The following is an 11,406-nucleotide window of genomic DNA, read 5'->3' as shown; positions in this document are numbered from 1 at the left end:
GTGACCCACGAGGTGGCGGCGTCTACGGCGGTGGCGGACGCGCGGAACCCCCGCGTCGCCACCCCCGGGACCCGCGCTCCGGCCCGCGCCACGACGACGGGTACGACGACCGGCGGGGCGGCCAGTACGGGTACGGACAGCCGCCCGGTCGGGGCGAACGCTACTGAGACGAGCAGCACCGCGCTGACGTGACCGGCCGGCCACGCTGGCAGGTGCCCGGACGCGACGACGGGTGGCAGCCCCTGGGGGGCCGGCCACCCGTCGGGTGCGGGTGGGGTCAGATCCGGCGCAGCACCGCGACGACCCGGCCCATGATGGTGGCGTCGTCACCGGGGATCGGGTCGAAGGCCGGGTTCTGCGGCATCAGCCAGACGTGCCCGTCGCGCCGCCGGTAGGTCTTGACGGTCGCCTCGCCGTCGAGCATGGCGGCCACGATCTCACCGGAGTCGGCGGTCGGCTGCTGCCGGACCACCACCCAGTCGCCGTCGCAGATCGCCGCGTCGAGCATCGAGTCGCCCTTGACCTGGAGCATGAAGACCTCGCCCTCGCCGACCAGCTCGCGGGGGAGGGGGAAGATGTCCTCCACCGCCTGCTCGGCCAGGATCGGCCCACCGGCGGCGATCCGGCCCAGCATCGGCACGTACGCCGGGGTGGGCCGTTGGGAGCGGCTCAGCTCGTCGTCGACGACGTCGCTGGGGGCCCGGACGTCCACCGCGCGCGGCCGGTTGGGGTCGCGGCGCAGGAAGCCCTTCTTCTCCAGCTCCTTGAGCTGGTAGGCGACGCTCGACGGGGAGACCAGGCCGACCGCCTCGCCGATCTCGCGCACGCTCGGCGGGTAGCCCTGCCGCTCGACCCAGCTGCGGATGAACTCCAGGATCCGGCGCTGCCGGGCGGTGAGGTCGACCGTGGCCGGGTCGGGGAAGCTGCTGACCACCGGGGTGACCGCGCGCACGGCCGGCTGCCCCGTCCGACTGCGGGCGGGGCGGGGGCGCCGAGTGGCCGGCGGACCCGCCTCGGCGATCTGCTGCGGGTTCTTCGGCCGGCTGGCCCGGTCCTCGGTCACGTCCGTCCTCCCTGGTCGGCGCTGGGTGCCTTGGCGGCTCGTGGTGCGTGCGGGGGTGTTGCGGGGCCCGGCCCGACATCGTGCGACGCGCCCGGTTGTTCATGACCGTATAGGTGGGATCGGTCATTTTCAAACATCTGTACGACCTGCCGTCGGCGTGTCGACGCGGCAATCCTGGAAAGTCGAACGCGTGTTCTGATAAATGGTACGTCGTCGTCGAACTCCTGTTCGACTCGCCAGGTGCTTTCGCGATGGCCGTCCGTTTCCCGCGTCCCGCCCGGACGGGCGGTAACCTCCCGCGTGCCGTGCCGTTGGGGATGTCGGCGGGCGGCGCGCGGGCGGTTTTCCAGGTGACGCGCCGGACACGCCGCCAACTTGACCACACCCCGTCGGCGGCATACCGTCGACCCCTAGATGTAGTAGTCACACGGGCGTAAGTTGCCTACAGGTTGGGTTCGACTACCGACCGCACTCCCGTACCGTCGACGACGGCGACGGCCACCGATGGTGGCTCCGCCGGGCCGACGCGTGCCCGGAGACGGTCGGCGGGCGACCACGGTCGATCAAGGAGGTCAGGCTATGCGGTGTCCGTACTGCCGACACGCCGACTCCCGGGTGGTCGACTCGCGGGAGGCCGACGACGGGCAGCTGATCCGTCGTCGCCGTTCCTGCCCGGAGTGCGGCAAGCGGTTCACCACGGTCGAGGAGGCCGTGCTCGCGGTGGTCAAGCGCAGCGGGGTGACCGAGCCGTTCAGCCGGACGAAGATCATCGGCGGGGTGCGCAAGGCGTGCCAGGGCCGCCCGGTCGACGAGGACTCGATCGCGCTGCTGGCGCAGAAGGTCGAGGAGACCGTGCGGGCGAAGGGGGCCGCCGAGATCCCGAGCCACGAGGTGGGGTTGGCGATCCTGGGCCCGCTGCGGGACCTGGACGAGGTGGCCTACCTCCGCTTCGCCAGCGTCTACCGGTCCTTCGACTCGCTCGCCGACTTCGAGCGCGAGATCGAGACGCTGCGGGCCGCCGCGCGCGCCCGCGCCGACGCGGTCGAGGCCGCCGGCCGGACCAGTTGATTTTCGAGTTTCTGACAGATGAACGACGCGCGGTGGGTGACCGCGCAGACGAGGGGGCGGATGAGATGGCGGGGGACGGCGTGACAACCAGCCGGTCGCGGGCAGCGAAGAACGGCGCGGTGACGGGGCTCAAGGTGCAGCGGGTCTGGACCACCGAGGGCGTGCACCCCTACGACGAGGTGACGTGGGAGCGTCGCGACGTCGTGATGACGAACTGGCGGGACGGCTCGATCAACTTCGAGCAGCGCGGGGTGGAGTTCCCCGAGTCCTGGAGCGTCAACGCGGCCAACATCGTGACCACCAAGTACTTCCGGGGCGCGGTGGGGACCCCGGAGCGCGAGTGGTCGCTCAAGCAGCTGATCGACCGGGTGGTCACCACGTACCGCAAGGCCGGTGAGGAGCACGGCTACTTCACCAGCGCGGCGGACGCCGAGGTCTTCGCGCACGAGCTGACCTGGATGCTGCTGCACCAGGTGTTCAGCTTCAACTCGCCGGTCTGGTTCAACGTCGGCACCCCGTCGCCGCAGCAGGTCAGCGCCTGCTTCATCCTCGCGGTCGACGACTCGATGGACTCCATCCTGGACTGGTACAAGGAGGAGGGGCTGATCTTCAAGGGCGGCTCCGGCTCCGGCGTCAACCTGTCCCGGATCCGTTCCTCCCGTGAGCTGCTCTCCTCCGGCGGCACCGCCTCCGGCCCGGTCAGCTTCATGCGCGGCGCCGACGCCTCCGCCGGGACCATAAAGTCCGGTGGCGCCACCCGGCGCGCGGCCAAGATGGTCATCCTCGACGTGGACCACCCGGACATCGAGGAGTTCGTGGTCACCAAGGCGCGCGAGGAGGACAAGATCCGCGCGCTGCGGGACGCCGGCTTCGACATGGACCTGGGCGGCGCCGACATCGTCAGCGTGCAGTACCAGAACGCCAACAACTCGGTCCGGGTCTCCGACGAGTTCATGACGGCGGTGGAGAACGGCGGCGGGTTCGACCTGCGCGGCCGGCTCGACGGGCAGACCATCGAGACGATCGACGCCAAGAAGCTGTTCCGCACCATCTCCCAGGCCGCCTGGGAGTGCGCCGACCCCGGCCTGCAGTACGACGACACCATCAACGACTGGCACACCTGCCCGGAGACCGGGCGGATCACCGCGTCGAACCCGTGCTCGGAGTACCTGCACCTGGACAACTCCTCGTGCAACCTGGCCTCGCTCAACCTGATGAAGTTCCTCAAGGCCGACGGCGGCTTCGAGGTGGAGAAGTTCGTCCGCTCGGTCGAGTTCGTCATCACTGCGATGGACATCTCGATCTGCTTCGCCGACTTCCCGACCGAGAAGATCGGCGAGACCACCCGCGCCTACCGGCAGCTCGGCATCGGGTACGCCAACCTGGGCGCGCTGCTGATGGCGTCGGGCCTGCCGTACGACTCGGAGCAGGGCCGCTCGGTCGCCGCGGCGATCACCTCGCTGATGACCGGCACCGCGTACCGCCGCTCGGCCGAGCTGGCCGGCATCGTCGGCCCGTACGAGGGCTACGCCCGCAACGCCGAGCCGCACAAGCGGGTCATGCGCAAGCACGCCGCCGCCAACGACGCGATCAAGCCGGCCGGCACGGTCGCCACCGCGATCCAGCGGGAGGCCACCAAGCAGTGGACCGAGGGCAACAAGTTCGGTGACAAGTTCGGCTGGCGCAACTCGCAGGCCAGCGTGCTCGCCCCCACCGGCACCATCGGCCTGATGATGGACTGCGACACCACCGGCGTCGAGCCGGACCTGGCACTGGTCAAGTTCAAGAAGCTGGTCGGCGGCGGCTCCATGCAGATCGTCAACCAGACCGTGCCGCGCGCCCTGCGCAGCCTCGGGTACCCCGAGGAGCAGGTCGAGGCGATCGTCGAGCACATCGCCGACCACGGCCACGTGGTGGACGCCCCCGGCCTCAAGCCGGAGCACTACCCGGTCTTCGACTGCGCGATGGGCGAGCGCTCCATCGCCCCGATGGGGCACGTGCGGATGATGGCGGCGGTCCAGCCGTTCATCTCCGGCGCCATCTCCAAGACGGTCAACATGCCGGAGCAGGCCACCGTCGAGGACGTCGAGAAGATCTACTTCGAGGGCTGGAAGCTCGGCCTCAAGGCCCTGGCGATCTACCGGGACAACTGCAAGGTCGGCCAGCCGCTGTCGGTGGCCAAGCCGAACAAGGCCGTCGAGTCGGCCCCGGCCGCCGTCGAGACCGCCGCCCCGGTGGTCGAGAAGGTCGTCGAGTACCGGCCGGTGCGCAAGCGGCTGCCGAAGAAGCGCCCGTCGGAGACGGTCAGCTTCTCGGTCGGCGGTGCCGAGGGCTACCTCACCGCGTCGTCCTACCCGGACGACGGCCTCGGCGAGGTCTTCCTCAAGATGTCCAAGCAGGGCTCGACCCTGGCCGGTGTGATGGACGCCTTCTCGGTGGCCATCTCGATCGGCCTGCAGTACGGCGTGCCGCTGGAGACGTTCGTCAGCAAGTTCACCAACATGCGCTTCGAGCCGGCCGGCATGACCGACGACCCGGACGTGCGGATGGCCGCCTCGGTGATGGACTACATCTTCCGTCGCCTGGCTCTGGACTTCCTGCCGTACGAGCGCCGCGCGGAGCTGGGCATCTTCACCGCCCAGGAGCGGGCCGCCCAGCTGCGGGCCGAGGCCGAGGCGGAGAGCGCCGGCACCGACCTGACCGCCATGGCGTCCTCCGCGCCGGTGGAGTCGCCGGAGACGAAGACCGGTCCGGTCGCCCAGCCGGCCCAGGAGGTCGCCGACGTCGCCGCCGCCAAGCCGGCGCCGGCGGTGGGCTCCTCCACCGAGCTGCTGGAGGCCGTGATCGGCAAGGCGGCCGACGCGCCGCTCTGCTTCACCTGCGGCACCAAGATGCGCCCGGCCGGTAGCTGCTACGTCTGCGAGGGCTGCGGCTCCACCAGCGGCTGCAGCTGACCTGACCCGGTGGGCGGCAGGGTCGGTCGACCTGCCGCCGGCCCGACCATCGGAATGTCCCCCGCACCGTCACGGTGCGGGGGACATTCCGCATCTGCGGGGCCGGTCGGCAGCCCACCGGCGGCACTGCGCCACGCGTCCGGGGCTCACTGCGATGATCGGAACATGACCATCGCCGCGAGCTACGCCGAGTTCGCCGCGCGCGAGGCGCACGGGGTGTCGCCCGGGTACGAGCGCCTGTCCCTCGCCGTCTCGCGCGACGAGGAACTGCTCGCCCTGCTCGGCACGCTGCCGCCGGACAAGCGGCAGCCGAACCTGCTGTTCGGCGTCGTCCGGCTGCTCGGCGGGCCGGTCGACGACCCGGCCGCGTTCCACGAGTTCACGGCAGCGAACTGGCCGGCGGTCGAGGCGGAGCTGCACACCCGGGCCACCCAGACCAACGAGCCGGGGCGGTGTGCCGTCCTGCTGCCGGTGCTCGCCGCGTTGCCGCAGCCGCTCGCGTTGCTGGAGGTCGGCGCGTCCGCCGGGCTCTGTCTCTACCCCGACCGGTACGCCTACCGCTACGGCGAGCACGTCCTCGGCGCGGGGGAACCGGTCTGCGAGTGCGCGGTCACCGGAATGGCGCCGCCGAACCGCCTACCCGAGGTGGTGTGGCGGGCCGGCCTGGACCTGAATCCGCTCGACGTGACCGATCCCGCCGACGTCGACTGGCTCGACGCCCTCATCTGGCCGGAGCACGAGCACCGCCGGGCCCGCCTCCGGGCGGCGGCGGCCGTCGCCGCGGCCGAGCCGCCGCTGCTGGTCCGCGGCGACCTGGTGGACGACCTGCCGGCACTGGCCGCGCGGGCGCCGGCCGGGGCGACGCTGGTGGTGTTCCACACCTCCGTGCTCTACCAGGTGCCGGCCCCACGGCGGCAGGCGTTCGCCGAGCAGGTACGCGGGCTGCCCGGCCACTGGATCTCGAACGAGGCCCCGGAGGCGCTGGCCCACGACGGGCTGCCGGAGCCGCCGGGCGAGGCGCTGTTCAACGTGCTGGCGCTCGACGGACGGCCGCTCGCCTGGACCCGCTCGCACGGGCAGGCGATGACCTGGTTCGGCTGACCCGGGCTCTCCGGGCGCCGCAGCGGTCGGCCGAAGCCGTACGAGCGAGGGCTGCCGCGTCGGTGCGGCAGCCCCCGCCCCGTACGTCAGCGCTGCTTCTGCTGGCAGGGCACGCAGAACCGGGCGTGCGGAAGCACCTCCAGGCGTTCCTGGGGGATCGGCCCGGCGCACCGCTCGCAGATCCCGTACCGGCCCTCGGCGATGCGCCGCAGCGCCCCGGTGATCTGCTCCAGGCTCTGCCGGGTCGCGGCGAGCAGCGCATCCCGGGTGTGCGCCTCGGCCGGATCACCGGTGTCGGCGGTGAGTTCGGTCAGCCGGGCGGTGTGCATTTCGAAGTCGGACGTCAGGGTCGACCGCAGCTCGTCGATCCAGTGCTGCTGGCCCGGCTGGGTGTGCGTGGTCATGGCGTAGCTCCTCGGAAAAAGAAAAAGGGCCGAAGCTGTGGAAGCTTCGCCCTGGTGGCCGTTCACGGGATGTGCACCGGTCCAGGAGGGCTACGTCCGGCGGGGCTCGGCAGGCCGGGGGCGACCGAGCCGGCGCGCGACGGCGCGACCGCGACTCGCACGACGCGGGTCGCCACGGTGACCCGAAGCACGGGCCGGCGGACAGCAGCGGGCGCCGCCGTCGTGCTGACGGTGGTCCTCTCCTGCTGCCCGGACAGACGCATCCGGCAACCATAGGCCGGGCCGACGGGAAAGCCAACGCCCTTATCCGGGCCGTTTCCTGCCGACGGGCGGTAGGTCCAGCCGGTGCCGCCGGCGCGCCGGTCGGGGTCAGTCCCGGGCGCGCTCGTGCCGCAGCAGGACGACGCCGTTGCCGAAGGTGCGGGTCCCGGCCAGGCGCAGCGGCTGCCGGTCGCCCGACGCGGGGAAGAGTTGGCGGCCGCCGCCGAGCACGACCGGGTGGACGTAGAGGCGGTACTCGTCGACCAGGTCGTGCCGCAGGAAGGTGCTGAGCAGGTCCGCCCCGCCGAGGGCCAGGTCGCCGCCCGGCTCGGCCTTGAGCCGCCGCACCTCGTCGGGTACGACCTCCCGGACCAGGGTGGCGTTCCAGTCGACCGCGTCCAGCGTCCGGGAGTAGACGATCTTCGGCATGTCCCGCCAGATGCCGGCGAACTCCACCATCGGGGCGGTGCTGGCCGGGTCCTGGTCGGCGGTCGGCCAGAATTCGGCCATCAGCTGGTAGGAGCGGCGCCCGTTGAGGAAACCGCCCATGGTGCGCAGCTCGGCGTTGAAGTGCCGGTGCAGCTCGTCGTCGACCAGATGCCACCCGAGGTCGCCGTCCGGGCCCTCGAAGAACCCGTCGAGCGACACGCTCAGGTGTACGACGATCTTCCTCATCTGCCGTCCTTCCACAGTCGAACCCCCGTCGGCGTCCAGCATTCCGCAGCCCTACGACACGATCGGTCAGGCCGGCGGGTATGTCCCGGGTCCACCCCGTCCGGGCGCGGGCGTCGCACGTGCGCGGTGGGTTCCCGCGACGGGGCGACCGGTGACCCCCGAGCGGTTGCGGGGAGGGGGCGGACGGGTTCGTAGACTGCGCCGGTGGGTGCAGAGCGGCGACCGTTGGCGGACCGACCGTTGACCGAGCCGCACCCGTCCCGGCTGCCGCCGGAGCACCCCGACCGGGAGCGGATCCTCGCGGCCCACGCCGCCGCGCTCGCCGCCGGTGAGGCCGGCTACCTCGACCCGGCCAGCGGGCTCTTCGTGCTCAGCGCCGGTTTCCTGGCCCGCCGGGGCACCTGCTGCGGGCGCGGCTGCCGACACTGCCCGTACGTCGACGACTGACCGCCGGCCAGGCGATATTCGGGTGCCCGCACCGGTGGCGCCGCCTAGGTTGGGTCGGCCGAGCCGCCGGTTCGGTGCCGGGCCTCGTCGGCCCGTCCCCGCCGCTGGAAAGTGGTGACCCGTGACCCGGCACCTGGCGGCCGTCGCGCCGGCGCGGCCCCGCCTCGGGCCGCTCTGGCGCAGCCGCGACTTCGTCCTGCTCTGGGGCGGTCAGACGGTCAGCGAGGTCGGCACCCGGATCTCCGGGGTGGCGGTACCGCTGCTCGCCGCCGACACCCTGCGCGCGAGCGTGTTCCAGGTCTCCCTGCTGGCCTTCCTGGCGTGGCTGCCGTACCTGCTCTTCTCGCTGCCGGCCGGCCTGCTCGCGGACCGGGTCGACCCGCGGCGGCTGATGGTCGCCTGCGACCTCGGCCGCGCCGCGCTGCTGCTGTCGCTGCCGATGGTCGCCCTGGTCGGTCGCCTCACCCTGCCCTTCCTGTACGTCGTGGTCGGGCTCTCCGGCGTGCTGACGGTGCTCTTCACCGTGGCGTACAAGGGCACCCTGCCGAGGCTGGTGCCGGCGGACCAACTCGTCGAGGGCAATGCCCGGCTCGCCGTCAGCCAGGACGCGGCCCAGCTGGTCGGGCCGATGGTCGGCGGGGCGCTGACCGGGCTTGTCGGTGCGGCGCGGACCTTCCTCGGCACCGCGCTGGCCTTCGTGGTCAGCGCGGTGACCCTGCTGCTGATCCGGCAGCCGACCGCCGCCCGACCCGCCACCGGCGATCGGGTCCCGGCGCGGGTCGCCCTCACCGAGGGGCTGGGGTTCATCCGCCGGCAGCCGATCCTGGTACGGATCCTGGCCTGCGTCACCACGTCCAACTTCTTCGCCATGGCGACGAGCTCGCTGGAGGTCACCTACCTGGTGCGGGAGCTGCACGCCTCCCCGGCGGTGGTCGGCGTGGTGTTCTCCCTCGGCGCGGTGGGCGGGCTGGTCAGCGGCGCGTTGGCCGACCGGCTCTCCCGGTGGCTCGGCTCGGCGCGGGTGATCTGGGTCGCGATGGCCGTCCCGGGGCCGCTCTACCTGCTGGTGCCGCTGGCCCGGCCCGGCTGGGGCCTGGCCCTCTACGCCGTCGGCCTCGCCGCGTTCTCCGCCAACGCGGTGCTGTTCAACGTCGCCATCCTGTCCTACCGACAGCTCATCACCCCGCCGGAACTGCTCGGCCGGGTCAACGCCTCGTTCCTGTGGATCTGCTTCGGGGTGGTGCCGCTCGGCGCGCTCTTCGGCGGGACGCTGGGCAGCCAGTGGGGGCTGCGGCCGGCGCTGGTCCTGACGGCGTTGGGGACGTGGAGCGCGGCGCTGTTCGTGGTCTGCTCGCCCCTGCGCCGGATGCGCGACCTGCCGCCCGTCTGAAAAGGCCGGGGTGACGCGGCGGTCGCGGACCGCGACCCTCGACGAGGGCCCGCCCCGGGTGCGCGCCGAAGGACTTTCGCGTCGGCACGGGTTGCCCGTACGGTGTCCGACGGACATCCGGCGGGCCCCCGCCGACGATCGCGGAGGTTCCCCGTGCACGCGCGGATCTGGCTCACCGCCTCAGCCGTCCTGCTGACCACCGGCTGCGGCGCCCAGCCCCGACCGGTGGCCGTGCCGGCGGTGGACCCGGTGACGGTGGAGGTGGCCGCCGCCTCCTCGGGCGGCGCGTGCCGGCTGCTGGACTTCGCGGTGATCGAGGAGCACGCCGGCGTCCGGTTCGACGTGGCCGCCGCCAGCGACAAGGGCGACACCCACACCTGCGTGGTCCGCGCCGAGCGGGCCACCCTGCCCGAGCTGACGCTGACCGTCACCGACACCTCGATCGACGTGCCGACCTTCAACGCCGACGTGCTCCCGGACGGGGCGGCGAAGGTGTCGAAGCTGGGCCAGGTCGCCTACCGCCGCACCCTCGCCAAGACGGCGAAGCACGGTCCGGTCGCCGAGGTCGGCTGGCTGGCCACCGAGGACCGGTTGGCCACCCTGCACTGGACGTGTGAGCGGGGCGCACCGAAGGCCGAGGCCGAGGAGCTGACCGGCAAGCTGGTCAGCCTGGCGAAGAAAATCAACACCCGGGCCATGTGAGGCTCGCCGGCAGGGCGCGCCAGGGAAGCGGGCCGCCCGCGCGGGCCGAGGCAGTGGCCCCGGGAAGCAGGCGGCCCGAGCCGTCAGTGGGCGGCGACGAAGACCCGCGAGGCGACCTCGCGGGCAGCCGGACCCGCTCGCCCGAGCGGTCGATGAACACCCCGTCCCGCTCCTGCGCGACGGTGACCGTGGCGCCCGGGTCGACCCCGGCGGCGTGCAGCTGGCGCAGCACGTCGGCGTCGGTCTGCACGCTCTCGCAGATCCGCCGGACCACCACCGGCCCGGACAGGCCGGGGAAGGCCAGGTTGCGCTCACCCTCGACCGTGTCGGCCTCGGGCTCCGGCGAGCCCAGCTCCTCCAGCCCCGGGATCGGGTTGCCGTACGGCGAGCGGGTGGGTCGGTTGAGCAGGTCGTAGACCCGCTTCTCGACGGCGTCACTCATCACGTGCTCCCACCGGCAGGCCTCCTCGTGGGCCTCCTCGTAGGGCATCCCGATGACGTTGACCAGCAGCAGCTCGGCGAGGCGGTGCTTGCGCATCACGGAGACGGCGCTGTTGCGACCCAGCGGGGTCAGCGTCAGGTGCCGGTCGCCCTCGACGGTGAGCAGCCCGTCGCGCTCCATCCGGGCGACGGTCTGGCTGACGGTGGGCCCGCTCTGGCGCAGCCGCTCGGCGATCCGCGCGCGCAGCGGCGGCACACCCTCCTCCTCGAGCTCGAGGATGGTGCGAAGGTACATCTCGGTCGTGTCGACCAAATCGTGTTTCACGTCAGCCCTCCGGTGCACGATGCTACCCCGCAGCCCCGACAACGGCCGCCGCCGAACCGCCAGGTCGCTGCCCGGATGGTGTTGACTGGTCGCCATGTCCGGAACTCAGGAGCCGCTGATCGAGGTCGAGCAGCTCGCCGCCGCGCTCGCCGAGCCCGACCCGCCCACCCTGCTCGACGTGCGCTGGCGGCTGACCGGCCCACCCGGCCGCGAGGACTACGCCGCTGCTCACCTGCCCGGCGCGGTCTTCGTCGACCTGGACACCGCGCTCTGACGAGCGGATCGCGCTGCGGGTGCACCGGATGTGGGCCGACGGGCTGGTCGCCGAGACCCGCGAGCTGGTCGGCCACGGCCTGCCCGAGGGGCGCACGGCCAACCGCGCGCTCGGCTACCAGCAGGTGCTGCGCTTCCTGGCCGGGGAACTGACCGAGACCGAGGCGCACGACGAGACGATCCGGGCCACCCGGCGCTTCGTCCGCCGGCAGCGCTCCTGGTTCCGCCGCGACCCGCGGATCCATTGGCTCGACTCGGCCTCGCCGGCGTTTGTCGACACTGCGCTGCGGATGGTCGCCGAC

At 72.5% G+C, this 11,406-nt stretch carries 9 protein-coding genes and 3 pseudogenes; 8 read left to right on the top strand and 4 right to left on the bottom strand.

What is annotated here, in order from left to right:
- Positions 1-277: 277 nt before the first annotated feature.
- Positions 278-1,063 (bottom strand): transcriptional repressor LexA, encoded by a 786-nt coding sequence (gene lexA, locus JNW89_RS15160; protein ID WP_238449414.1) that lies wholly within the window; start codon positions 1,061-1,063, stop codon positions 278-280.
- A gap of 579 nt (positions 1,064-1,642) precedes the next feature.
- Between lexA and nrdR the strand changes: the two genes are divergently transcribed.
- From nrdR to JNW89_RS15145, 3 genes are all read left to right on the top strand, one after another.
- Positions 1,643-2,131: a transcriptional regulator NrdR gene (nrdR, locus tag JNW89_RS15155; RefSeq protein ID WP_154942834.1), complete on the top strand. Its 489-nt coding sequence runs from the start codon at positions 1,643-1,645 to the stop codon at positions 2,129-2,131.
- A 65-nt stretch (positions 2,132-2,196) separates the two neighbouring features.
- Entirely contained in the window at positions 2,197-5,085 is a 2,889-nt protein-coding gene (locus JNW89_RS15150; protein WP_238449415.1) for a vitamin B12-dependent ribonucleotide reductase, read from the top strand.
- Positions 5,086-5,250: 165 nt separating this feature from the next.
- Positions 5,251-6,186: a DUF2332 domain-containing protein gene (locus JNW89_RS15145; RefSeq protein ID WP_238449413.1), complete on the top strand. Its 936-nt coding sequence runs from the start codon at positions 5,251-5,253 to the stop codon at positions 6,184-6,186.
- A gap of 86 nt (positions 6,187-6,272) precedes the next feature.
- Here the strand turns inward: JNW89_RS15145 and JNW89_RS15140 are convergent, their stop codons facing one another.
- Together JNW89_RS15140 and JNW89_RS15135 are read right to left on the bottom strand one after the other, a co-directional pair.
- A complete protein-coding gene (locus JNW89_RS15140; protein ID WP_238449412.1) occupies positions 6,273-6,590 on the bottom strand; it encodes a TraR/DksA C4-type zinc finger protein in 318 nt (105 codons plus the stop codon).
- A 369-nt stretch (positions 6,591-6,959) separates the two neighbouring features.
- Positions 6,960-7,526 (bottom strand): dihydrofolate reductase family protein, encoded by a 567-nt coding sequence (locus JNW89_RS15135; protein ID WP_238449411.1) that lies wholly within the window; start codon positions 7,524-7,526, stop codon positions 6,960-6,962.
- 204 nt (positions 7,527-7,730) lie between these two features.
- Here JNW89_RS15135 and JNW89_RS15130 point away from each other — a divergent pair, with 204 nt between their 5' ends.
- The 3 genes from JNW89_RS15130 (at position 7,731) to JNW89_RS15120 (ending at position 10,065) form a co-directional block, all read left to right on the top strand.
- A complete protein-coding gene (locus tag JNW89_RS15130) occupies positions 7,731-7,973 on the top strand; it encodes a DUF5522 domain-containing protein (protein ID WP_179803716.1) in 243 nt (80 codons plus the stop codon).
- Positions 7,974-8,094: 121 nt separating this feature from the next.
- Positions 8,095-9,363, top strand: coding sequence for an MFS transporter (locus JNW89_RS15125; RefSeq protein WP_238449410.1), 1,269 nt, complete (start codon positions 8,095-8,097; stop codon positions 9,361-9,363).
- A 153-nt stretch (positions 9,364-9,516) separates the two neighbouring features.
- Positions 9,517-10,065 carry a hypothetical protein gene (locus JNW89_RS15120; RefSeq protein WP_238449409.1) on the top strand — a complete coding sequence of 183 codons (549 nt, stop codon included), beginning with the start codon at positions 9,517-9,519 and terminating at the stop codon, positions 10,063-10,065.
- Positions 10,066-10,148: 83 nt separating this feature from the next.
- On the opposite strand, the pseudogene JNW89_RS15115 reads toward JNW89_RS15120, so the two are convergent.
- Positions 10,149-10,801 (bottom strand): annotated as a pseudogene (locus JNW89_RS15115) (metal-dependent transcriptional regulator).
- A 124-nt stretch (positions 10,802-10,925) separates the two neighbouring features.
- Here JNW89_RS15115 and JNW89_RS15110 point away from each other — a divergent pair.
- Both JNW89_RS15110 and JNW89_RS15105 read left to right on the top strand, forming a co-directional pair.
- A pseudogene (locus JNW89_RS15110) lies at positions 10,926-11,102 on the top strand (sulfurtransferase); the annotation flags it as partial.
- Positions 11,092-11,406: pseudogene (locus JNW89_RS15105) on the top strand (tRNA (adenosine(37)-N6)-dimethylallyltransferase MiaA); the annotation flags it as partial. The pseudogenes JNW89_RS15110 and JNW89_RS15105, both read left to right, overlap by 11 nt.

The sequence above is a fragment of the Micromonospora sp. 4G55 genome (assembly GCF_016803375.1).
This window is presented reverse-complemented; position numbering and strand designations above follow the sequence as displayed.